Consider the following 23554-nt stretch of genomic DNA (forward strand, 5'->3'; position numbering starts at 1 on the left):
CCGTCCCACGATCGATCGTCAGGGTCCGTCGCGCGACGGATGCCGTCCTCCGGGGGTGACGACGCCGTGCTCGTACGCGTACACGACCGCGTGCGTCCGGTTACGCAGTCCCAGCTTGGTCAACACGTGGCTGACGTGGGTCTTCACCGTCGCCTCGCCGAGGAAGAGAGCGGTCGCGATGTCGGCGTTGGTGGCGCCGCCGGCCAGCAGCACCAACACCTCGTGCTCGCGCGGGGTCAGTTCGGACAGCCGGGCGCCGTCGGTGCGGCCGCTCTCCGCCATTCCGCCCGGCCCGGTGAAGCGGGCGATGACCCGGCGGGTGATTTCGGGGGCGAGCAGGGCGTCGCCGCGGGCCACCACCCGGACGGCGTGGATCAGTGCCTCCGGTGTGCCGTTCTTCAGCAGGAAGCCGCTGGCGCCGGCCTGCAGGGCGGCGAAGAGGTAGTCGTCGCGGTCGAAGGTGGTGAGGACCAGTACGGCGGGTCCGGCGCCGGCGGCGACTATCCGCCGGGTCGCCTCCAGCCCGTCGATGCCGGGCATCTCGATGTCCATCAGCACCACGTCGGGCCGTTCCCGCTCGGCGAGGTCGACCGCCCGCAGCCCGTCGTACGCCTCGCCGACCACCTCGATGTCGTCCTCGGTTTCCAGGATGACCCGGAATCCGGTCCGTACGAGGTGGTGGTCGTCGGCGAGCAGTACCCGGATCGTGTTCATGCCGTCACCCGTGCCAGGGGGAAGCGGGCCCGGACCCGGAAGCCTCCGGTGGGCCGTGGGTCGGTCGTGAGCGTGCCGTCGTGGGCGGTGACCCGCTCACGCATGCCGATGAGGCCGAGGCCGGCGCTGGGCCGTCCCGCCGTGCCGCGCCCGTTGTCGGCCACGTCGATCTCCAGTTCGGCGGCGTGGTAGCGGATCCGTACGTCCAGGTTCGTTGCCCCCGCGTGCTTCAGCGTGTTGGTGACGGCCTCCTGCACGATCCGGTACGTGGCCTGCGACAGCGACTCCGGTAGCGGCGCCGGCTCGCCGTACACGCCGAACGAGGTCTCCAGGCCGGCGTCCCGGGCGTTGACGACGAGTTCCCCGACCTGGTCGACGCCCGCCCCGGGCGGCTCGTCGGGGACCGTGCCGCCGGCGCGCAACAGGTTGAGCATCCGGCGCAGTTCGTCGACGGCCGTCCGGGCGCTCTGCTCGACCGCCGCCAGGGTGGTGCGGGCCTTGCCGGGATCCTTGTCCATCACCCGCCGGGTCGCCGCGGCCTGCACACCCATCACCGACACATGATGGGCCACGACGTCGTGCAGTTCGCGGGCGATACGTACCCGCTCACCCATGACCGCGGCCTGCGCGGCGTCGGCCTGCGACCGGCGCAGTTCCTCGGCCTGCACCTCCAGTTGGTGCTGCCGGCGGGCGGACGTCCACGCCGTGTCGCCGAAGAGATAGGCGAAACCGAAGAACAGCACGTTGACGAGCACGCCGCTGACGATGGACGCGAGCAGCGGCTCCAACGGACCGCTCGCGTTGGGGAACGCGTTCGGCGGGAGGTTGACCAACGACAGCACCGCGGAGACGGCGAGCCAGCCGAACATCGCGGCGATGATGCCGAGCCGCACCCGGCGGGCCATGACCCGGTCGATGCTCCAGGCGCCGACCGTGTACAGGGCCACGTAGAGCGCCCCGCTGGCGACCTGCTGCTCGGGCGAGTGCCGGTACTGGCTCCCGATGAGCGCCACGGAGATCACGATCGCGACGGCGATCGGGAAGCGTCGGCGCGCGACCAGCGGCAACGTGCAGGCCAGCGTCCAGAACACCTGCTCGGGCCACGCGGGCGGCCGGCCGAGGAAGAACTGGCCGACACTGTTGACCAGGGTGAGGTTGAGCATCGCCCCGGCCGCCACCGCCACACCCGTCAGGACGTCCGTGCGCCGCTGCTCACGCGACGGCCCGGGGCGCCGCCACGGCGTCAGCTCCACGCTCATGCCGCGACGATGGCACACCGGATCGGCCGGTGACGAACCGCCCCGCGGAGGTGGTTCGCGGAATGGGCCGCTTGTGGCGCCGCTCACCGTTGTGGTCGGCGCGTGCCACACTTGCGGCCGCCCGAACGATGCCGCGGGCCGGGTCGAGGAGTGCGAGATGAGCAACTATGTTTTCGTGGACGTGGAAGCCCTCGGCACCAGCCCGGTCAACGGCACGATGACGGAATTCGGTGCCGTTCACGAGAAGACCCGCCGGACATTTCACGGCGTGCTGTTCGAGGGAACGCCCGACCCGGCCAATCCGGCGGTTCCGGTGGTGGGGGCCAGGATCAACGACGCCGCGACCGTGGCCGGGGGACTCTCCGACTGGCTGCGTGAGGTCGGTGGCAAGGAGCGCCCCGTCTTCGTGTCGGACAATCCGGCCTACGACTTCATGTGGATAGCCGGGCTGTTCGACGAGGCCGGACTGCCGAACCCGTTCGGTCACAGCGGCCGGAGACTGGGCGACTTCTATGCGGGGCTGATGAACAACTGGGGCGACACCCAGGCCTGGAAGCGTTTCCGGCAGACGCCGCACGACCATCACCCGGTGAACGATGCGATGGGAAACGTCGAGGCGTTCCAGGAACTGAAGCGGATGGCGAAGGAGCAGCGTGCTGCCCGGTAGGGCGCCGTGGGTGTGAGCCGTACCCGGCTCAGGCGGTCGGGTACCGGGCGGCCCGGCCGGTGGTGTCCGGCTTCGGTCCGGCGTCGCGGTAGTCGATGCCTCGCACCGCCGAGAGGTGACCGTCCGTGGGGTTGCGGTCGCTGACCGTGTCATCGGGTGGGCGTCCGCGAAGGGGCCGACCTTCGTGACACCCGGCGCATACGAAGGTCGGTAGCGGCGTGCCCGGTGCGTTGCTGCAGTTGAGGACATGATCGAAACGTTCCGTCTCACCAAACGACATCGGGTGCTCACCGCGGTCGAGGACCTTTCGTTCACCGCTCCCGACGGGCAGGTGACCGGGTTCGTCGGCCCGAACGGATCGGGCAAGACCTCCACGATGCGGATCGTCGTCGGCCTGGACCGGCCGACGTCCGGCTGCGCGACGATCGACGGACGGCCGTCGCGGGAACACCGCTCACCGCAGCGGGTCGTGGGGGTCGTGCTCGACGCGCGCGGCGCACCCGGCGGCATGACGGCCAGGGGCCACCTGCGCTGGCTGGCCGCCGCCGGCCGGATTCCCGACCGGCGCGCCGACGAGCTGCTGGAGGAGGTCGGCCTGGCGCCGGCGGCGTCCCGCCGGATCGCCGCGCTGTCGCTCGGCATGCGACAGCGGCTGGCCATCGCGGCGACCCTGCTCGGCGACCCGGGCACGCTCATCCTGGACGAACCGGTCAACGGCCTCGACCCCGACGGCGTGCGATGGGTACGCCACCTCGTGCGCCGGCTCGCCGCCGAAGGCCGCTGCGTGCTCGTCTCCAGCCACCTCATGGCCGAGATGCAGCAGACGGCGGACCGGGTGGTGGTCATCGGCGCCGGCCGGCTGCTGGGCCAGTTCGACATCGGCGATCTGGAGCACGGCACCTCGCTCGAGGACGCCTACCTGAACCTCACCGCGGGCGCGGCCGAGTACCGCGCCGCCGTCACGGGAAGGAAGAGGCGGTGAACGGCGCGCAGTCGACGACGGCCCCAGGGTTCGCCGCCACCTTCGTCTCCGAGTGGCGCAAGATGCGCGCCCTGCGCTCGACCCCGATCGGGGTCGCCCTGATCGTCCTGGTCAGCGTCGGCGTCGGCGGCTTCATGACCGTGATCGGAGACAGCTCTGCCATCGCCGACGCCCAGGCGGAGAGCGAATTCTCCGTCATCTTCTACAGCTCCGGGCTGGTCACCTGGGCGTACGCGTACCTGGCGGCGAGCTTCGTCGCGGCGGAGTTCCAGGGACTGGGCGAGTCGACCTTCGTCGCCACCGCCCGCCGCAACCGGGTCCTGGCGGCCAAGCTCGTCCTCGTCGCGGCCGGCGGTCTGATCGTCGGCCTCCTCGCGTCGGTCATGACGGTGGCAGCCACCCAGGGCGTGCTCGCGCTTCGCGGGTCCGGGCCCCTCGACCTGACCGACCCGGGACTGGTCCGGGCGATCGCGCTGCTGGTGGCGGTATCGATGGCGGTCCAGGGACTGCTGGCCGCGGGCTTCGCGGTCCTCGTCCGCTCGGCTGTCGGGGCGGTGGTCGTCACCGGGCTGATCTCGCTTCTGCCGGTGAGCCTGGCGCCGTTCCTCGGCGACGGGTACGCCGCGAGCGTGCCCCGCTGGCTGCCGGGCGCCGCGGTGGAGAGCCTGGCCGGTGTCGCGGCTCCCGGCTCCCACGGTTACCTGGACTGGCCGCTGGCGCTCGCGTGCGTGACCGCATGGGTCGCCGCCGTCGGCACGGCCGCCGCACTACGTCTTCCCCGCATGGACAGCCGCTGACCGGACCGAGAGGAGCCACCGATGGCAAGGGTGAAACTCGCCGCCGACGCCCGACCGGAGCAGGTGCTGGCGACCGTACGGGAGACCTTCGAGAGCCGCGACTACCTCTGGGAACAGACCGGCCCGCTGACCGCCGTCGCCTGCGAGGGAGGTGAGCCGGTGCGGCAAACCCTGATCTCCCGGCGACTGCGGGTGGACGTACGCGTCGATCCCGAGGCGCACCGCCTGGAGTTGACCCAGCGGACACACGGCGCCGCGTACGCCGCCAACGACGCGCCGTACTTCTTCGTCCGGCTGACGATGCGCTTCCGGCGGATGACCAGGGCGGTGCGGGAGGACCTCGCCGCCGCGCCCCACCATTGAGCCGTACACGCCGACGACCATCGACCAGGAAGGCGGGTGCCGTGCGAACGCAGGTTGACCGGGAGGCCTGGTGGCCGACGATCGGGCTGGTCACGGCCGCGGTGCTGGGCGCGGTCATCGGCGTCGTCGCGATCCCCGCCGCGACGCCGGTCATCGTCGCGATGGCCGGCGCGCAACTCGGTGTCACCGCGCTCGGGTTCCTGGCTCCGGACCGGCCGGTGCTCTGGGCCGTCGCCGTCGCCGTCGTGGCGTTGGGCTCTCCGCTGCTGGACCCCCGGCTGGCGGAACTCACCTACAGCGGGGCCGTACCGTGGATCGCCCTCGGCATCGCGATGAGCGCGCTGAACCTCTACCGCCGCGCCGGCGACTGGATCGCCGTCGCCTGCGGCACCGCCGCCCTGGCGGTGGGCTCGGTCGGGGTCGTGGCGGTGGGCGTCCGGGCCGGTGTACCCGCGGCGATGGCGATCCTGTCGGCCAGTGTCCCGTTCCTCATCGGCGTGCTCATCGCCCTGATGCGGCACCTGCGGGAAGCGCGCGCCGACCGGGTCCGGCGCCCGGCGATGTCCGTCGAGATGACCGGGTACGACGAAGGGGCGGACCTGCCGGCCGGGACCCTGGAGGCGGCCCGGCGGGCCCTGGCCATCGTCGCCCTGCGCAGCGACGAACTCGTCGCGTCGGCGGGTGACCCGGCCACCCGTCGCGCGGCGGCGGACCTGCGTGACGTCGCCCGGCGTGGGCTCACCGGGGACAGCGTGGGCGGGAACACCGTGGCCCGGATCGAGCTGTACGACTCGACCGCGGCCCCGCCGTCCGGGGCGCCCGCCAGCAGGCCGGCCGGACCGCCGGTGCCGGACCTGTCCGACCGCGAACGCGAGATCCTGCGACTCGTCGCCACCGGCTCGTCGAACGCGGCCATCGGGCGCAGCCTGTATCTGAGCGAGGCGACGGTGAAACAGTACGTCTCCCGGCTGATGCGCCGGTTCGAGCGGGAGAACCGGACCCAGTTGGCGTTGCTGGCCGCGCGCTGGTTCGACGAGGACCCGCGACCGGACGGTCAGTAGGCGAGGGTCGATTTTTCCTCGCCGGTGGCCCGGGCGACGACGGCGTCGGCGATCACGAGGTCCTGCCAGGACATGCCCGAGCTTTTGAAGACCACCGGGCGGTCGATTGCCAGCGCCGTCGCGCCGGTCACCACCGACGGCACCGGCACCAGGTCGCCGACGTCGACCGTGCCCTCCTTGACGGCCATGACCACGTCGCCGCACTCGCGCAGCGCGGTCGCGACGTCCTCGACCACGACCTGGGCCCGGCCGAGCAGGGCGGCGTCGAGTTCCCGGGCGTCGGGCTCGTGGGAGCCGACGGCGATCACGACGGCGTCGGCGCGTACCAGGTCGGCGGCGAAGAGCGGGGTACGGGCGGTGGTGGCGCACACGACGACATCCGCGGCCCGTACGGCCCGCTCCGCCTCGCCGGTGCCGGCGCCGATGACGCGTACGTCCGCTCCCGCCAGTTGCGCGTACGCCGCCGGACGCCGCACCACGTACGTCAGGCCGGTGATCTCGCGGTGTCCGTCCACGACGGACCGCAGGGTGGCGGTGTGTCCGACGGCCTGCGGTCCGCCGCCGTAGACGACGACCCGCAGCGGTGCGGTGTCCCGCAGGAGCGCGGGCCTGACCGCCGCGACGGAGACCGCCGGGGTACGCAGCGCGGTGAGCGCGCCCGCGTCGATCAGCGCGGTCGGTGCCAGGGTCTGCGCGTCGAACAGCACGTAGACGCCCTGGATGCGGGGCAGGCCCCGGGCGGCGTTGCCGGGGCTGACCGTGGCGATCTTGATGCCGGTGCTGGCGCCGATGTCGCTGGGCATGAGCAGGAAGTGCCCGTGGCGCACCTCGACCTGGCTCCGGACGGGGTCGGTGGCCGGGTCGAAGCCGTTACGCAGTGCGGCCTCGATGGCCTCGACGGCCGCTCGTGGCGACAGGAGTTCGGCGACCCGTTCGGCGGTGAGGTAGGGCAGGGATGCGGTCATCGCGGCGGGGTCCTTCGGCGGCCGGGGCCGGTACGTCGTCCTGCTCCCTCCGGCACCCCCACAGGGTAGCCGTCCCCGAATGCCCGACCCGGTAGTCGGTCAAATGGCACATATGCTATGAAAGTGCGTCGGTCCTCGGGTGCGGGAGAAGGAATGAAGAGAACGAGACTCACCGAGCGCCTGGGCGCCCGCGAACAGGTGGCGGCAGGTGAGGTGCTGGTGGCCACGGCGGTCGACCACCCCGAACGCGGGACGGTGCGCTGCCCCGCCGCGCCACTGATCGGGGGATCGCTGACCAGGCTCGGCCGCACGGTGCGGTACGGCACCCTGACCATCACCTCGCCCCAGCCTTCGACCGCCACCGTGCTGGCCACCACCTACCTCGACCGGCACGGCGCGGCATGGGGGATCGCGGCGGCCGTACATCCATCCGACGACGAACTCCGGCAGGTGGTGGAAGAGGTGCTCGACCGGTGGTCCGCGGTGTTCCGGACCCGGCGGCTGCTGACCGGAGCCACCCCGCCGGCGTGTGCCGGGGTGCGGCGGACACTCGCCCTTGTCGACCGGGCTCTCACCACGTCGACGGGCCCCGTGTTCATGCTGAACCCTCCACCGGAGATCGAGCCGCTGCTCGACGGCACCAACCCGCGGGACGTACGCGCCGTCGGTGACCTGACCGGCGTACCGACCGGGTCGGTGGTGGTCGTCCCCGCCGCCGGCGCGCACCCCGACCTCCCGCGAAGCGCCTCGGCGAGAGGGCTGACGCTCGTCGACGCGACCTGCCCGTTCGTCGCCGCGGCGCGGGCCGAGGCCGACAGCCGCGTCGCCGAGGGCGACCGCGTGGTCGTCGCGGGCAGGGCCGGATACGCGGCCTATCCGGGGATCACCGCCGGGCTGCCCGTCCCGCCGCGGCTCGTCGAATCGGAAGCCGACGTGGCCGCACTGGTCCTGCCGGAGTCCGATCCGGTTTCCTGCGTGGTGCAGCCCGGGATCGCGATGTCCGAGGTGCTGCCGGTGGTGGCCGCCCTGCGCGGGCGCGTACCCACGCTGCGGGGTTCGCACCCCGACGACTTCTGCTACGAGGCCACCGACCGCTCGGACCTCGCGCACCATCTGGCCCGCCACTGCGACGTGGTGCTGATCTGCGGTGCGCCCGACGCGGAGGACACGGCGTCGCTGCACCGTTGGGTCGCCGGCGCGGGAGGCGAACCTGTCGTGCTCGACGCGGTGGAGGCGATCAGGCCGCAGTGGCTCGTTCCCGGCGCCGTGATCGGCCTGCTGCCGTCGACGTCGGCGCGGCCGTCGCTCGCCCAGGACGTCATCTCGGCGCTGTCCGGGCTGGGCCCGCTGAGCGTCGTACGCCGCCTGGCGCGCAGCCAGGCCGACGGCGACCCGCCCGCGGATCCGCTCACCGGCGATCCGCGACCGTCGACGGCACCGGCCCGGAATCCGTCTGGCGTGCCTGGTGAAGAAGGGCCGCGACCTCGGGTACCCGCCGATAGGGCCGCAGCCCCGCGTCAAGGGAGGCCCGCGCCCGGTGGATTCGGCCGGAATCCAGATGCGGGTAGTCGTCCAGGAACAGGTGCCACTCCCGAACGGCCCTGAGCACGTGCCCCTGGCCGAGGTGCAGTTCGGCCAGGCGGGCCCGCAGGAGCGCACGGGACCGGCGCTCCCGCACCGGCCGCAGGCGCGTCGAGGACTGCAGCGCCCTGATCGCGGCACCCCGCTCACCCAGCGACGCGTGCACCGCGGCCCGCTGATGCGCGAACGCGGCCGCGTGGTACGAGCCCAGCAGCGGGCCGTCCCGCTCGGCGCGCTCCAGTTGCGCGCCGCAGGCCCGTAGTTGAGCCATCGCGGCAGGTCGGTCACCGGCGGCCGCGTACGCCACGGCGAGTTGGCCGTGCAGGAACGCCCGGGTCAGCGGCGGCGTCCGGGGACCCGCCGCGGCGATCGCCCCCTCCGCCAGCCGGCGTGCGTCCGCGTGGTGACCGAGCCCGCGCGCCTGGACGCTGAGCGCCCGCAACGCCATCGCCGCGAGGCGCCGGTCGCCGGCCTCCGACGCCAGTGACCGGCCGACGTGGAAGTACCGCTGGGCCGGACCGTGCTGCTCGTCGTCGAAGCACATGAATCCACACAGGTAGGCCAGTTGCGAGGCGGTCGACAGCAACCGGGCACGCAGGCGCGGTGGACCGCCGGCGCGCAGGAGGGGCGAAAGGCCGGTGGCCAGGTAACCGCCCAGCGCCATCCTGCCCCGGCCCCCGCCGAAGACGGCGTCGACCTCGTCGAAGACCTCGATCATCCGCTCGGCCGCGGACACGTCGCGGGGGGTGAGGGTCCGGCCCGGCTCCGTCGCGACGAGCGGGTTCACCTCGTCGTACGCCGGGGGTGTGTCCCGCCGGTAGACGAGGGACCTCGTCAGGCCCCGCCGCTTCGCTCCGCTGCCGTAGAGCTCGTGCAGCTCGTCGACGAGGTCCAGGTGCCGGGCCGCCGTGTCCGGTGCCGGCCGCTGTGCCGGTAGCCCCACCTCGGGCAGGGAGATCTCGCGGTCGAGCCGGCGGCTGAGTGCCTCGACCACCAGTGCGGCCACCGGCTGTCGGGGACGGGATCCGGCGAGCCAGTGCGCCACCGAGGTGCGGTCGTACCGCAGCGTCATGCCGGACTCCGCGCCGCAGGCGTTGACCGCCCGGGCGAGGTCCGCGCCCGTCCAGGCCGCCTCCCGCAGCAGTGCGCGGAGTCGCGCGTTGGGCCGTGCCGGCATGTCCGCCTCCTCAGCGCCACGCTCGGACCGTGGGGGACGGGGGAGCGGTACGCCCTCGAGGGCATCTCCCCTATTAGGACATGTCACGTGAGCGATGAGGAATCACCCGCAACGGTGACCAGGAGCCGGTAGTGGGCGGTGGCGGATCGAGGTACTTGCCTGCTTCGTTCAACGTCGTCCGAGATTCAACAGATCCGCAGCTCTTCGCCCGACTCTCAGAACTTATCGATGCCTATATTCGGACTTCGGCGGGGGGACAGAGTGGAACCTCACCGCCAGAACCCAACAAATCGGGCCGACCCAAGGAGCAACGACATGGACAAGGCCGACGTGCTGGACGAGCTGCGGACCATCTACGCCGAGGCGCTGGAATATCCGAAGGAGGTGCTCACCCCCGACGCGCACCTGGAGGCGGAGCTGGGAATCGACTCGCTCAAGCAGACCGAGCTGCTGAACAGGGTGACCGAGCACTTCGGGATGGAGCGGGTACCGGACGGCGGCGTGGAGACCCTGGACAGCATCGCGGCCGTGGTGCTGGCGTCCGCCCACCGGACGGGGTCGAAGTGACCGCCGTCGCCGTGGTGGGCATGGGCGTCGCGCTGCCCGGCGCGAGCACCCCCGACGAACTGTGGGATCTGCTGCGCAGCGGGCGAAGCGTGCTGTCGGCCGCCGACGCCGACCCGGCCGGCCTGGCCGGGCTCCACGACCCGGACCGCGCCGTTGCCGACCGGAGCTACAACCGCGTCTACGGCCCACTGGCCGACCTGCGGCCGCACCCGCGACTGCGGGCGGAGAGGGACGCCGGCGACGCGCCACCGGGGCTGACCACCTACTGGCTGCGGCACTGCCTCCTCCAGGCACTGGACACCACCACCGTCGCCGACCGGGACCGGTGCGCGTTCGCGATCGGCTACGGCGTCAGCGGCTCGATCAACGCCGAGCAGGCATTCCTCGTCGAGGCCGTCGCGCAGGGCGTCGGCGCGTACGACCCGGACGCCGGGCAGATCCCGGACCTCGTACGCCGCGCGCTCGCCGGCACCTACCCGTTCGCCGGCCCCGAACCGCACGTGTTCCTGCCACACGAGGTCGGCCGGCGGGCCGCCGCCGGGCTGCTGCCGCCACGGACGGAGATCGTGACCATCGACACCGCGTGCTCGGCGAGCCTCTACACGGTCCAGGCCGCGATCAGCGCCCTGAGCACCGGCACCGCCGACGTGGTGTTCTGCGGCGGAGCCTGCAACGTCACCCCGTCGGAGTACGTGATGCTCAGCCAGGTCGGGCTCGTCTCGGCGGACGACCAGCTCCGGTCGTTCGACGTGGCGGGCACCGGCAGCCTGTGGAGCGAAGGGGCGGCGGTCGTCGCGCTGAAGACCCTCGACCGGGCGGTCGCCGACGGCGACGAGGTGCTCGGCGTCATCGCCGGCCTCGGCACCTCCTCCGACGGCCGTGGACGCGAGGTGCTGGCGCCCGACAGCCGGGGCCAGGCCCTGGCCATCCGGCGGTCCCTGGAAAGCGCCGGCGTCACGGCCGCCGGCGTCGACTGGATCCTGGCCCACGCCATCGGCGTCCCGGCCGGCGACGCGGTCGAGTTCGCCGCGCTGCGCGAGGCGGCCGACTCCGCGACGGACTGCCTGGTCACGGTGAACAAGCCGCAGTTCGGCCACACCTCCTGGGCGTCCGGCCTGCTCTCCCTGGTCCACGTCCTGCTCGCGCTGCGCAACGAGACGGTGCCCGCCCAGCGCCGGTTCACCCGTACCCCCGAGTCGTACCGGCAGGAGGCCACCAGGCTGCGGATTCCGGTCACCGACGCCCCCTGGCCGCGTACGGCCGACCGCCCCCGGATCGCCGGCGTCAACAGCTTCGGGTTCGGGGGGACCAACGTGCACGCCGTGGTCACCGACACGCCACGGGTGGGCGGGTTCGCGCGGCGCTCCGGCACGGGGGAGATCGCGGTGGTGGGGTGGGGAACACACCTGCCGGGCGCCCCGACCGCGACCGAGGTCATGGACCAACTCCGCGGCGCCGAGTGGCACGTTCCGCCCGGATTCGGGGAAAGCTATCCGCTGCCGGACCCGGTCCAGCTACGCATGCCACCGATCGCGGCGCGCAACCTCGACCGGACGCAGTTGATGCTGATCCAGTCGATGCTCCAGCTTGCCGGCGAGCACGGCGAGGTGTGGGCGCCGTTCACCGACACCACCGGCGTCTTCGTCGGTCACCACGGCGTACCGGGCGCCTTCGGCCCGGTGGTCCTGCGCATCAACCGCGACCTGATCGCGGGCGCCCTCGCCGGCGTGACCGATGCGACGGCGGCGCCGGCGGTCGACCGCTTCCTGAAGTCCCTGCAGGCGCTGGCCCCCGACCCCGACGAGACCGTCGGCGGGCTGCTGCCGAACTTCATCGCGTCCCGGGCGACAAAACGCTTCGACCTGCGCGGCATGGCGATGGTCGTCGACCAGGGAATCGACTCCGCGCTGGGCGCCGTCCACCTGGCGATGCGGGCGCTGCACACCCGGGAACTGGACATGGCCCTGGTCAGCGGGGTGAACGGCAACTCCGGGTCGGAGCTGCGCGCGATCCTCGGCGCCCCCTTCCGGTCGCCGGCGGTGGACCCCGCCGAAGGGGCGTTCACCCTGGCCCTGACCCGGCCCGACACCGCGGCGGAGCACCGGCTGCCGATCCTGGCCCGGCTGCGGGCCGGCCAGGACCCGCACGACGGTCCCGCCACCGTGCGGTGCGGTCCGAGCGCGGGACGCAGCTATCTGGGTGGCGACGGGGCACTGGCGATCCTGCGCGCCGTCGCCACCGGCGGCACCGTCCGGGTCGAACCGTACGACCCGGCGATCCAGCCGGCCGGCATCCTCGTGAGGGCGTGAGGCGCGATGACCCAGCAGTCGCTTCCCCCTGCGGCGGCCGGGAGCCCGGCCGCCGCGGCGGATACGGTCGCCGTGGTCGGCATGGGCCTGGCGCTACCGGGAGCCGTGACCGTGGAACAGTTCTGGGCGCTGCTGACCGGCGGCGAAGCCCAGATCACCGCACCACCGGCGGGCCGCTGGCGGACCGGGGACTTCGTCGACGCCGACCGCTCCGCCACCGACAAGACGTATCAGCAGGCCGGGGGATTCGTCACCGGGCTGCCGGACGCCGGCACCGACGACTACGCGCAGGTGTGGCTGCGCCACTGCGTGGAGCACGGGCTCACCGGGGTCGGCCGCCGGGACGGCGACCGCTTCAGCCTCTGCCTCGGCTACACCGCCGACGGCAGCCTGCACCAGGAGGAGGCCCTTGTCGTCGGCGGAGTGCTGGCCGAGGCCGAGTCGCTGGGCCGCCGGGACACCCGCGAGATCGAGAAGGCGCTGCGGCGCCGGTACGTCCGCGCCGCCGAACCCACCGACCACACCGCACACCGGATCGTCACCAACGCCATCCGCGGACTGATGCCGGCCGACACCCGGGTGCACGTCGTCGACACCGCCTGCTCGTCGTCGCTGTACTCCATCGACCTGGGGATGCGGGAGATCCTGGCCGGGGCCGTGGACATCGCCGTGTGCGGCGGCGCCATGGCGCTGACCCCGTCCGTCTCGGTGATGTTCGCCAAGAACGGCGGACTCTCACCCACCGGCACCGTACGCGCCCTCGACGCCGGCGCCGACGGCGTCATCTTCTCCGACGGCGCCGCCGTCATCGTCCTCAAGCGACTCGACCGCGCTCTCGCCGACCGGGACACCGTCCTCGGCGTCGTCGCCGGCTCGGGACTGTCCGCCGACGGCAAGGGCACCTCCATCTACAAGCCGGCGCCCCACGGTCAGGAACACGCCCTGAACCGGGCGTACGACAGCTCCGGACTGCCCCCCGACGACGTGGACCTCATCGTCGCCCACGCGACCGGCACCCCCACCGGCGACCTGACCGAACTCGCCGGGCTGCGCCGCCGCTACCGGGGCCACACCCCGGTCCACGTCGTGTCCAACAAGTCCCTCGTCGGCCACACCGGCTGGGCGGCCGGGGCGGTGTCCGTCATCCACCTGCTCCTGGCCATGAGACACGGGACGATCCCCGCCCAGTACGGCTTCCGGGACCTGCCCGCACCCGCCGCCACGGACGACTCCCGCCTGGTCGTACCCACCACGGAACAGCCCTGGCCCCGGCGGGGCCGCCCGCGCGCCGGCGCCGTGTCCGGCTTCGGATTCGGGGGCACCAACGCCCACCTGCTGTTCCAGGAGTACACCGGCGACCCGCCGGCACGCCGCCCGACCAGCGTGACCCCACTGGACGAACTCGTCCTCGTCGGATGGGCGAGCCGACAGCCCGACGAGGGAACCCGGTTCGGCGCCGAATACCCGATGCCTGGCATGCGGGAGCTGCGCCTGCCGCCCGCCACGGTACGCCGCATGGACCGGACCCAGCTCATGCTCGTCCAGTGCGTCCACCAGCTCGACGCCACCCTGAAGGACGTGCTGGCCCGCCGCCACCAGCGGGTCGGCGTCGTCGTGGGACACACCGGGCCGACCCGCAACGCCCTCCTCTGCCGGCTCCGCGCCCACCTCGACGAGATCCAGCGGGTCCTCACCGACGACCTCGGGCCCGAAGTCGACGAGTTCCTCGACACCCTGCGGTCGACCGTCCACGGCCTCGTGCCACCGATCACCGAGGACTCCTACCCCGGGGAGATGCCCAACGTCATCTCGGGCCGGGTGGCGAACCACTTCGACCTGTGCGGCCTCAACGTGACCGTCGACCAGGGCGCGGCGTCGCTCCTCGAGGCGTTCGAGGTGGCGGCCCGCTACCTCCAGTTCGGCGACATCGACCTCGCGCTCGTCGGGGCGGTCAACGGGAACAGCCGACCGGAGTGGCAGGCGATGCTCGGCAGCCCGACCCCGCCGCACGAGGGCGCCTTCCTGTTCGCGCTGACCACCCGGCAGGTCGCGGCCGCCACCGGCCTACCCGTCCTGGCCGGGGTCGACGACCTCGGCGTGTGCGGAGACCGGGAGGCACACCCGGCGACGCACCTCGCGGGCGCGGAGGGCGGTGACGAACTGCTCGCCTTCCTCACCGGGACAGCGCCCGCGGCCCGGATCGTCCGGCGCCCGGAACCGCAGGCCCCGGCCCGGGCGCTCACCCTCAGCCGGCCGGCGGCCGTCGCCGAGCCGGCACCGCCCGCCGTCCGGGCCCTGGAGCGCTACGAGCTGAGCCTCGCCCCGCTGCCGGCCACCGGGGCGGCGGACGACCGGCCGTTCATCCCGCCGTCGGCCGTCGTACTGACCAACAACAGCGCGGCCCTGGGACCGCTGCCGCACGACACCACCGTCATCGCCGTCGGCGACGGTGACGCACTGCTGCGGCGCGACGGGTCGAGCAGCCGGATCGACCTGTCGGAGGCGGGCTTCGACAAGCTGCTGTCCGATGTGGACCCGACGCACATCAGGGTCGTCTGCGACCTGACCACGGTCGGCCCGCGGTTCGAGCCGGAGGACGCCCGGCATCGCGGCGTGGTCGGACTCCACGACGCGATGTTCCTGGCCGCCCGTGGCGCCGCCGCCGGCTGGACGCCCCGCCACTCGTTCGCGGTCCTGCTGCTCGGCGGCGTACGCCCGGACCGGGTCCCGCACCCCCTGACCGGCCTGTTCACCGGCTTCACCAAGGCGCTCGCCCGGGAGTTCGCGTCGTCCGAGGTGTACGCGGTGGCACACGAGGCGGCCAGCGTCGACGCCACCACCGACCTCCGACCCCCGCCGCTGCTGCCGGTCGCCTACCACGTCGGTGGGCAGCGACTGGCGGTGCGGGCGCGGCACCGACCCGCGCCCGCCACCCCGATCGGCCTCACCAGGGACTCGGTCGTCGTCGCCGCCGGCGGCGGCCGGGGAGTCGGCGCCGAACTGCTGCGCGCCGTGGCGCGTACCGCCGGGCCGCGACTCTACGTGCTGGGGACGACCCGGATCGACGACACCGACACCCGCCCGGTCGCCGATGGCCGGGCCGCGTTCATCAAGGCGCGGGTCAGCGAAGGCGGCACGACCGCCGTACGGGCGAGCCGGGCCTTCGACCACCTCACCCGGGTGGCCGAGATCCGTGCCACCCTCGCCGAACTGGCCGGCCACTGCGGCAGCGACCGGGTCACGTACCTCGTCTGCGACCTCGAGGACCGCCACGCCGTCCACGCCGTGATCGACCGGATCCTGGGCGCCGAGCCACGGGTCGACCTGCTGCTCAACGTCGCCGGCCGGATCGGCACCGCACCGGTCGGCGCCAAGTCCCTGGCCGGCTTCACCGCCGTCCGGGACCTCAAGCTGCACGCCCACGCCAACCTCACCCGCGCCTTCCACGGCCGGCGCCCCGTCGCCTGGTGCAACGTCGGCTCCTTCAACGGATACTTCGGCCTCGCCGGCGACACCGACTACGCGGCGGGCAACGACTACCTCCTCCACGCCGCACAGCACGCCGCCGCCGACGGCCACCACGAACACACCATCGGGTTCAGCCTCTGGGTGGAGACCGGCTTCGTGGCCGCGCACCACCTGGGCGGCCGGGCCGACCTCGGTCGTACCCCGGACCTCACGCCGATGACCACGGCCGAGGGCGTCGGGCACTTCCTCGGCGAACTCGCCGCGCCCGGTCCGGCCGGTGTCGTACACCTGGGGTCACGCGAACGTGCCGCCGTCGAGCGCGCCGCACCGGGCTACTTCGCCTGGTGCGGCGAACCGGACGGGCCCGCGCCGCGACACCCCGGGGCCGCCGCATCGGGCTACCGGGTCGAGGAGCACGACGAGCGCGGTACGACCCTGCTCCGGGTCTTCGACCTCGAGCGGGACGGCTACCTCGCCGACCATCTGGTGCGGGGCTATCCGACGCTGCCCGCCTCCTTCTATCCCGAACTCGCCGCCACTGCGGCCGCCCGGCTCTGCCCGGGGCGGGTCCCGGCCGTCTTCACCGACCTGGAACTGCTCGGCCTCCTGCGCGTCCACCCGGGCCGGCGGCACCCCGTGCGCGTCCGCGCGCGGCTGCTGACCCACGGCGCCGAGGAATCGGTGGTCCGGGTCGACATCTGCGGCGACGTGGTCGCGCCGACCGGCCAGCTTCTCGTCCGCGACAGGCCGTACGCAAGCGTCACCGTCCACCTGCGAGGGTCCGTGCCGGCCGCGAGCCGCTGGACCGGCCCCGCCGGCACCGGCGGCGGGGCCGCCCAGCCGCTGTACGGGCCGGCATCCCCCGTCGGGCTGGCCGGGATGTTCCGGTCCCTGACCCGGCCACGGATCCACCCCGGCGGCCGGGAGGCCCTGCTGTGGCTGGACCGGGTCGACACGGACCGCTGGTTTGCGAACGAGGCCACCCCGCAGCGGATTCTCGAAGGGCTCGTGCAACTGTCCTACCTGCGTGCGCCGGGGGAGTCGGCGGCCATCGGCATCCCCCGGACGATCTCGTCGATCGAGTTGTTCGCCGCCCCGGACCGGAACCCGCACGTACGGTTGCACGGGTCCGCGTACGACCTCGACGGGGCGGCCCCGCGTGACCGGGGGGTCGCGGTCACCGTCGACGGACTGGTCCGGGCGCGGATGACCGGAATCCGTACGGCGCCCCTCGACGGGCGCGGTACCCCGGATTGACGATGCGGTGGGGTTGCCCGGGGCACGCCCCGGGGATGAGCCCTCAACGGCCCGAGCGTCCATCCTCCCGCTGTCTCAACACCGCGAGCAGGGTGTGGAGCGCGTCGGCGGCCTGGCCGGCCTGGTCGGGGCCGAGGGCCGAAGTGACCTGCTCGTGGAAGACCTCGGCGCGTTCGGTGAGGCGGTCGAGCTTCTCCTTGCCGGCCGCGGTGAGGCGCAGAAGCGGCGAGGTGCGGTGGTCGCGATTCGGCTCGGGGGCCAGGAGTCCTTCCTCGACCAGTTCGTTGGCGACTCGCTGCACAGCTTGACGGGTCACCCCGAGCCGCCGCGCGGCCTGGGAAGCGGTCATCGGCCGGTCGGACGTCACGCTCAGCACCTGCCAGCGGGCCTGTGTCTGGCCTTCGATGGCGGCAATGGCCTCACCCGTACGCCGGAGGTGGCCGGCGGCCTCGACCAGCAGCGCGACTCGGCTTGTCATCATGCTCCCATCTTGACAACATGCTGTCAGCCCATCCGGCCCCGGGTCGGCGGCTTTCCCTACCTCGCCGAGGTGCTCCGCCAGGCCGGTGTCCGGCGCAACGACTGGTTCCTTGCGAGCATGCAGAGCCTCTACATCACAGCTGCCGGGCCGGTGGTGGACCAGGGAACCCCGCTGGTCACGGGCACGGTCGACGTGGCACCGTTCGATCAGGATGCGGTCATCCGCGCATTGCGTGCCGACCAGGGCGGCGAGAGCACCTTCACCGAGTTCTGCGAGGCGATCTGGGCGGCTGGAACGACGAGTCCTACGTCGAGTCGTATCCGGCCGTGACGATCTGACCCACCGCCGGCTCACCAGGAAGAACCATCTGGGTTGAGCCCCGGGCCGCGAGGTCGGTGAACGTCGGCCCCAGGATCTCGGCGAGCACGACCCCGTCCGGGGCGACCGCCACGCAGGTGCCGCGCCCACCGTCGGTGGCTATCCGGATTCCGTCGCGACAGGTGCCGGCCAGGTGCGTGTCGGACCCGGCGTGGTGGAGCCGGACCTCGCGCAGCCGGCGGGGGACGGCGGCGGCCATCCGGCCCGCGGCGACCAGGGGCAGCGCCGCCACCCGCACCATCGCGTCGAGCAGCAGTGCGGGCACCGCGTAGCCCTCGAGGTGTGCGTCGAGGTGCTCCGGCGGCGGACGCCACAGCGCGCTGGCGTACCCGGGATCGGCACGGCACTCGCGGGTGTTGTGGAACATCCCGGTCAGCCGTACGGGGCCGCCCGGGTGGTAGGTGGGATCCCGCACCGGTCGCGCGCCGTCGGTCCCGCCCGGCCAGCGCCGCTGCGGCGTGGGACCGGTGCCGACCGTCACGACGGTGGTGCAGTGCGGGCGGTCGCGACGCAGCACCCGTCCGGCGCGTACGACGTCGGAGACGATTGTCACCTCGACATCGGTCTCGGTGTCCCGGCGCGCGATCACCGTGGCCCGGACGGCGTACCCGCGGGTCCGGCCGGCGTCGGCGCGGATGAACGCGTCGAAGGCCGCGCCGCGGAAGGCGATCGGCCGGGCCCCGGGCAGCAGGTCCAGTGCCGCCTCGGCCGCGACCTCCAGCGCGAAGGTGCCGGGCAGGGTGGGCGTGCCGTCGACGAGGTGGTGGCGGAGCACGGGATCGAGGCGTCCGTCGAACACCAGCGACCACCGGGCCCGGTCCGCGTCGCGGTGTTCGGGCCGGCCGAGGTAGGCCCGGGCGGGCGCACCCCGTTCACCCCGCCGGGCGGCCGGGTCGTCGGCGAGGCGGAAGCCGGGAAACCGGTCCCGTATCGACCTGATCTCCAGGTCCCCGGCGACCGCGACGACCGCGTGGGCCGCGTCGCGCCGTGGGGGCCGCAGTTCCGCCAGGAAATGCGCCACGCCCTCGGCGTCGTGGATCGCCGAGAAGCGGTCCCCGGAGTACTCCTGGTTGTCGACGAAGTCGCGGGTGACGATGCCGGAGTCGGCCCACTTGGGCCACTCGATGGTGTATTCGTGGGTCGGCCGGTGGCGGGCGGCGGCCGCGAGGATCTCGTTGGCGGCGGCGTAGTCGGCCTCACCGGGCAGCCCGCAGAACCCGGCCATGGAGCCGAAGTTGCACCACCGCCGGGGTGGGCGGGCGGCGAACGCGTTGCGCAGGTGGTGGCCGCCGAGCAGTTTGACGTCCCGGACCCGCCGGAAGGTGGCCAGGTCCTTGCCGGGCAGGGAGGTGGCGTGGTGCTGGCCGGCGCCGTTGATCAGCAGGTCGACGTCCCCGTGGTCGAGGATGGTGGCGGCGGCGTGGTCGACCGCGGCCGGATCGGTGATGTCGCATCGTAGGTAGGTGACCCGGTCGGCGCCGACGTGCCGGGCGAGGGTACGGAGGTTGGTGACGGCCTCGTGGGCGTCGCGCAGCCGGTCGAACCGCCGGTTGATCTCGGCGACACGTGATCGGGGGTCCGCGGTGCGCTGTTCGCGGATGTAGCGGGTCCGGCCGCCGTGGACGTCCCGGTCGAGTGCGGCCAGGTCCGTGGCGGAGAACCGGTCGAGATCCCCGCTGCCCAGCACCCACAGTCGTGGCCGATAGCGACGGGCCAGCGCGGCGACGACCGCGGCCGTGATGCCCCGGGCACCGCCGACGGCGACGACCGTCGACCGCTCGGACAGACCGGTGTCGTCGGCGGGCGGCGGTGCGGGGGCGAGCGTCTCGGCGAGCCGGCGACCGTCGTGGTACCAGGTGACGGGCAGGCCCCCGGCACCGCCAAGCTCGTGGTCGACCTGAGCCAGCGCGGTCTCCGGCGTGCCGGTGTCGGTGATCAGCGCGTGGACCGAGGCCGGCGGCAGTTCCCAGGCCATGCTCTTGACGGTCCCGGTGAAAAGGGCGGTGTCGGGATGCACGGCGCCACCGGTCGCCGGATCCATCAGCGCGACCGCCACCGATCCGCCGTCGGCGATCCCCGCGAAGTTGGTCTTCACCGCGAGGAACATCAGCTCGTGCAGGGCCAGTCGCGCCGCACCGGGTGGCTGCGGCCGGTGGCCGGCGCCGAACGACGCCACGACGCGGATGTGGCGGGCCGGCCCGGTCGCGTCGAGACTGTCCTCGTCGACGTGGGTGACGACGGTCGCCGCCGCCGACGCCGTGGGATCGGTGCACAGCAGCCGCCCGCCGGCCCGGGCGACCATCGGGGCGAGCGCCACCGCCGTGGCGGCCGAGTCGGTGAGCACGAGGGCGCTTCCCGGCAGTTCGGGTGTCGTACCGGCACGGTGTGGGCGACCCTGTTCGGCGAACGTCGCCAGGTACCGGCGGGCGGCGTACGGCGGGTCGGGTGGGGTGGGCGCGGCGGCACCGTCGCGGAGAGGGAGGACCGCGACCCGCGGGCTGTCGGGTGCGCCACGAACCACGGTGCCGGCACCCGGCCGCAGCGCGGCGCGCAGGACCGCCAGCACGGAGTCCGCGCCCCCGTAGCTGTACCGGCCGACCGGTTCGACCGCACGGACCTCACCGGTGCCGGCGTCGGGCCGCAGCGCGGGCCGGAGCCGGGCCAGGACCGGCCAGTTGTTGTCGGTGACCGTCCGGCCGCGCGCGACGGCCAGCAGGAACGCCCCTTCCGCCAGCGGCGGCCCGCCGTCGGTGGCGTAGGGGTCGAGGAGGTTTCCGTGGGCGCCCAGCACGAGAGCGAGGTCGATCTCCGTGCGGCGCAGGTACGCGGCGGCGGCGTACAGCGCGGCGAGGCCGCTGTCCGGGCCGGTGTCGAGCGTCATGGTGGGCCCGCGCAGGTCGAACTGCCGGGCCAGCCGGGCGGGGATGACGTTGGGCATGAGCCCGGGCATGGTGTCCTCGGTGATCGCCGGGGTCTGTTCGCGCAGCCGCCGCAGCCATTCCCCGTAGGCCGCCGCCTGCGGGGTGCCGGTGAGGACGCGCTCGATGCCGTGGGCGTACGAGCGCGCGGTGGCCTCCATCGACAGCCGGGTCAGTCCGGTGTGGGCGCAGAAGACCCCGGTGCGTTCCTCGATGCCGTGCCAGAGCCGGCCGTGCTCGCCGGCGAACGCGGCGGCGGCCGACAGCGCCATGAGTTGGCACCGGTCGACGGCGCGGGCCGTCCGGCGCGACATGCGGATGTCGGCGAACGGCGGCAGCGGGTAGTCGTCGCCGAAGCCCGGCTCGGTGGCGGGACCGAGGCCGGCGGCGAGGCGCGCGGCGACCTCGTCGTGTCTCGGGCCGCCGGGCAGGTGTGCGCTGAACGCGACCAGCAGCAGGTCGTCGTCGACGGGGGGCCGGCCGGAGGCGGGTGGCGGCTGCCCGGCCGGGGCGTCACGCAGCAGCAGGTGCGCGTTCGTTCCGCCGAAGCCCATCGACGACACCCCGACGGTGCGTACGGGCGCGGCGAACGCGGCGGGCTCGGTCGGCACCCGGACCGGCAGGTCCCGCGCGCCGTCGGGCAGGCCGGTGAACAGCGGCTGGGCCGGGATGCTCCGCTCGCGCAGGCACAGTGCGGCGTGGATGACCGACACCACCCCGGCGGCCCAGCCGGTGTGCCCCAGCAACGCCTTGTTGGCCACGCACGTCACGGCACGGGAGGTGGCCCCGGTCGCCAGGGCGGACAGTTCGGTGCCGTCGCCGGCCACCGTTCCGGTGGCGTGCGACACCACGAGATCGACGTCGTCACCGCCGACCCCGTTGACCTCGTACGCCCGGCGCAGCGCGATCCGCTGGCCGTCGACGTTCGGGGCGTAGATGGCGGTGCCGCGCCCGTCGGACGAGGCGCCGAAGCCGGCCAGGACCGCCAGCACGCGGTCGCCGTCGGCGCGGGCGCGGCTGAGACGTTTGAGGGTCACGATCCCCGCGCCGTCGGAGAACAGCGTGCCGTCCGCGGCCGTGTCGAAGCTGCGTACGTGGCCGGTCGCCGACAGGCCCTTGAGCTTGGCGAACACGACGAGCACGCGGGGGCCGAAGGCGTTCACCCCACCGCAGTGGGCCACGTCCGCGTCGCCGTCGAGCAGGGCGCGTACGCCGAGGTCGATGGCGTACAGGGAGGAGGAGCAGGCGGTGTCCACGGTCAGGCAGGTGGTGTCGGGAGCCAGCACCCCTTGCATCGCGGCCCGGGCGATCTCGCACGGGTTGTGGCGGGCGGGGGTGTCGCTCACGCAGCCGAACTGCCGGCGCAGCAGGTGCAGGGCCTGTTCCCCGTCACCGCCGGCCGTGGCGACGCCCCGCGCGGCCAGCCGTACGGCGACGCTCTCCTCCAGGTGCTGGCTGCCGTCGGGCCACATACCGACCACGAACGCCGCCCGGTCACCCGGGGCGCGGTGGACGTCGGCGGTGGCCTGCCGCAACGCCCGCCGTAGCCAGGTCGTGGCGAAGTCCGAGCCGTCGGCCGGCGGGTCTTCGTGGATCACGCCGGCCACGCGGGCGTAGGTGCGGTCCATCGCGGCCGGGTCAGTGGAGTGGAAGTCCGTCAGCCGGTACCGCCCACCGGGCTCGCCGTAGGTCGGCCGGCCCGCGCCGAGCACCCGCCACAGGCCGTCGACGTCGGCGACGCCGGGTGCCACCAGGCCCATCCCGACGATCGCGATCGGATCGGGCTCGGTCGTCGGCGCGCCGGCCACCGGTGGGGTGGCCGCCGCGTCCTCCCGGCCGCCGCTGGTGCTCACGCCGACGACGGAGAATCCGCCGTCGGCGATCAGGGTCTGGCCGGTGACCCAGCCGGCTTCCGGGGCGGCCATCAGCAGTACGGCCCGGGCGAGGTCCTCCTCCCGGGTCATGCGCCCGCCCGGCGTGCCGGCGATCAGCGCGCCGCGCATCCGGTCGGGGTGGGGAAAGTAGTCGGTCACGCGGTTGTCGACCGGCGGCGCGGACACGACGTTGACCCGTACGCCGTGTCGGGCGAACTCCCCGGCCTGGTAGCGAGTGAGCGCCTCCAGCGCCGCCTTGCTGACGCCGATCACGCCGTACCCTTCGAGCGTCCGCTCCGAGCCGGTCGACGACATGTTGATCACAACGCCGTGGCGGGCCGCCAGCAGCGGCAGCGCGGCCTGCGCGCACCGGCGGGCTCCGTGCAGATTGGTGTCCAGCACGCGGTGCCAGTCGTCGTCGGTGGCGTCGCACAGTTCGCCGAACACGCCGCGGGCGGCGTTGTTGACCAGGACGTCCAGGCCGTCGAGGCGCGCGGCGAGCGCGGCGAACATGCCGCGTACGTGGTCGGGTTTCGCCACCGAGGCGCGGATGGTCTCGGCCGACCCGCCGGCTTCGACGATCCTCTGTGCGGTGGCGGTGGCGGCCTCGGGGGAGTGGAAGTAGTTGACGATCACGTGCGCGCCGTGGGCGCCGAAGGCCCGGGCGATCACTGCGCCGATGCCCCGCCCGCCGCCGGTGACCAGTACGGTCTTTCCGCTGAACCGGCCCCGCACG

Annotated in this window: 15 protein-coding genes; 10 read left to right on the top strand and 5 right to left on the bottom strand. The window is 73.6% G+C overall.

Annotated elements, in window-relative coordinates; genetic code table 11:
• Window positions 1-18 precede the first annotated feature (18 nt).
• Window positions 19-714: a response regulator gene (locus QCD66_RS15100; protein ID WP_375735779.1), complete on the bottom strand. Its 696-nt coding sequence runs from the start codon at window positions 712-714 to the stop codon at window positions 19-21.
• Entirely contained in the window at window positions 711-1973 is a 1263-nt protein-coding gene (locus QCD66_RS15105; protein ID WP_375735778.1) for a sensor histidine kinase, read from the bottom strand. The genes QCD66_RS15100 and QCD66_RS15105 overlap by 4 nt, the downstream gene beginning before the upstream one ends.
• Before the next feature lie 157 nt (window positions 1974-2130).
• Here QCD66_RS15105 and QCD66_RS15110 point away from each other — a divergent pair, with 157 nt between their 5' ends.
• The 5 genes from QCD66_RS15110 to QCD66_RS15130 all read left to right on the top strand — a co-directional run bounded on the left by QCD66_RS15110 (window position 2131) and on the right by QCD66_RS15130 (window position 5843).
• A complete protein-coding gene (locus tag QCD66_RS15110) occupies window positions 2131-2640 on the top strand; it encodes a hypothetical protein (RefSeq protein ID WP_375735777.1) in 510 nt (169 codons plus the stop codon).
• Window positions 2641-2887: 247 nt separating this feature from the next.
• Window positions 2888-3622, top strand: a complete 735-nt coding sequence (locus tag QCD66_RS15115; protein ID WP_375735776.1) for an ABC transporter ATP-binding protein — start codon at window positions 2888-2890, stop codon at window positions 3620-3622.
• Window positions 3619-4419, top strand: a complete 801-nt coding sequence (locus tag QCD66_RS15120; RefSeq protein WP_375735775.1) for a hypothetical protein — start codon at window positions 3619-3621, stop codon at window positions 4417-4419. Before QCD66_RS15115 ends, QCD66_RS15120 begins: the two co-directional genes overlap by 4 nt.
• A gap of 21 nt (window positions 4420-4440) precedes the next feature.
• Complete coding sequence (locus tag QCD66_RS15125) at window positions 4441-4782, top strand: hypothetical protein (protein ID WP_375735774.1); 342 nt, start codon at window positions 4441-4443, stop codon at window positions 4780-4782.
• Between the two features lie 41 nt (window positions 4783-4823).
• A complete protein-coding gene (locus tag QCD66_RS15130; protein ID WP_375735773.1) occupies window positions 4824-5843 on the top strand; it encodes a response regulator transcription factor in 1020 nt (339 codons plus the stop codon).
• Here the strand turns inward: QCD66_RS15130 and QCD66_RS15135 are convergent.
• The gene (locus tag QCD66_RS15135) at window positions 5837-6808 is read right to left on the bottom strand and encodes an ornithine cyclodeaminase family protein (RefSeq protein ID WP_375735772.1); all 972 of its coding nucleotides are present in this window, start codon (window positions 6806-6808) and stop codon (window positions 5837-5839) included. The two genes, QCD66_RS15130 and QCD66_RS15135, sit on opposite strands and share 7 nt — an antisense overlap.
• Window positions 6809-6961: 153 nt before the next feature.
• On the opposite strand from QCD66_RS15135, the gene QCD66_RS15140 reads away from it, so the two are divergent.
• From QCD66_RS15140 to QCD66_RS15155, 4 genes are all read left to right on the top strand, one after another.
• Complete coding sequence (locus tag QCD66_RS15140; RefSeq protein ID WP_375735771.1) at window positions 6962-8413, top strand: hypothetical protein; 1452 nt, start codon at window positions 6962-6964, stop codon at window positions 8411-8413.
• Between the two features lie 1468 nt (window positions 8414-9881).
• The gene (locus tag QCD66_RS15145) at window positions 9882-10133 is read left to right on the top strand and encodes an acyl carrier protein (RefSeq protein ID WP_375735770.1); all 252 of its coding nucleotides are present in this window, start codon (window positions 9882-9884) and stop codon (window positions 10131-10133) included.
• The gene (locus tag QCD66_RS15150) at window positions 10130-12442 is read left to right on the top strand and encodes a beta-ketoacyl synthase N-terminal-like domain-containing protein (protein WP_375735769.1); all 2313 of its coding nucleotides are present in this window, start codon (window positions 10130-10132) and stop codon (window positions 12440-12442) included. Before QCD66_RS15145 ends, QCD66_RS15150 begins: the two co-directional genes overlap by 4 nt.
• A gap of 6 nt (window positions 12443-12448) precedes the next feature.
• Window positions 12449-17167, top strand: a complete 4719-nt coding sequence (locus tag QCD66_RS15155) for an SDR family NAD(P)-dependent oxidoreductase (RefSeq protein WP_375735768.1) — start codon at window positions 12449-12451, stop codon at window positions 17165-17167.
• A 43-nt stretch (window positions 17168-17210) separates the two neighbouring features.
• Here the strand turns inward: QCD66_RS15155 and QCD66_RS15160 are convergent, their stop codons facing one another.
• The gene (locus QCD66_RS15160; RefSeq protein ID WP_375735767.1) at window positions 17211-17648 is read right to left on the bottom strand and encodes a MarR family winged helix-turn-helix transcriptional regulator; all 438 of its coding nucleotides are present in this window, start codon (window positions 17646-17648) and stop codon (window positions 17211-17213) included.
• A 69-nt stretch (window positions 17649-17717) separates the two neighbouring features.
• Here QCD66_RS15160 and QCD66_RS15165 point away from each other — a divergent pair, with 69 nt between their 5' ends.
• Window positions 17718-17978 (top strand): hypothetical protein, encoded by a 261-nt coding sequence (locus QCD66_RS15165; protein WP_375735766.1) that lies wholly within the window; start codon window positions 17718-17720, stop codon window positions 17976-17978.
• Here the strand turns inward: QCD66_RS15165 and QCD66_RS15170 are convergent.
• The gene (locus QCD66_RS15170) at window positions 17953-23553 is read right to left on the bottom strand and encodes an SDR family oxidoreductase (RefSeq protein WP_375735765.1); all 5601 of its coding nucleotides are present in this window, start codon (window positions 23551-23553) and stop codon (window positions 17953-17955) included. The genes QCD66_RS15165 and QCD66_RS15170 overlap by 26 nt on opposite strands.
• Window position 23554: the final 1 nt, after the last annotated feature.

It is taken from the genome of Polymorphospora sp. A560, assembly GCF_045781765.1.
GTDB classification, from domain to species: domain Bacteria; phylum Actinomycetota; class Actinomycetes; order Mycobacteriales; family Micromonosporaceae; genus Polymorphospora; species Polymorphospora lycopeni.

Bases quoted from the DNA above. Each gene is read 5' to 3' on its own strand.
- QCD66_RS15140 (WP_375735771.1), top strand. From the start codon at position 6,962: ATGAAGAGAACGAGACTCACCGAGCGCCTGGGCGCCCGCGAACAGGTG.
- QCD66_RS15110 (WP_375735777.1), top strand. From the start codon at position 2,131: ATGAGCAACTATGTTTTCGTGGACGTGGAAGCCCTCGGCACCAGCCCG.
- QCD66_RS15125 (WP_375735774.1), top strand. From the start codon at position 4,441: ATGGCAAGGGTGAAACTCGCCGCCGACGCCCGACCGGAGCAGGTGCTG.
- QCD66_RS15160 (WP_375735767.1), bottom strand. From the start codon at position 17,648: ATGATGACAAGCCGAGTCGCGCTGCTGGTCGAGGCCGCCGGCCACCTC.
- QCD66_RS15100 (WP_375735779.1), bottom strand. From the start codon at position 714: ATGAACACGATCCGGGTACTGCTCGCCGACGACCACCACCTCGTACGG.
- QCD66_RS15145 (WP_375735770.1), top strand. From the start codon at position 9,882: ATGGACAAGGCCGACGTGCTGGACGAGCTGCGGACCATCTACGCCGAG.
- QCD66_RS15135 (WP_375735772.1), bottom strand. From the start codon at position 6,808: ATGACCGCATCCCTGCCCTACCTCACCGCCGAACGGGTCGCCGAACTC.
- QCD66_RS15155 (WP_375735768.1), top strand. From the start codon at position 12,449: ATGACCCAGCAGTCGCTTCCCCCTGCGGCGGCCGGGAGCCCGGCCGCC.
- QCD66_RS15115 (WP_375735776.1), top strand. From the start codon at position 2,888: ATGATCGAAACGTTCCGTCTCACCAAACGACATCGGGTGCTCACCGCG.
- QCD66_RS15105 (WP_375735778.1), bottom strand. From the start codon at position 1,973: ATGAGCGTGGAGCTGACGCCGTGGCGGCGCCCCGGGCCGTCGCGTGAG.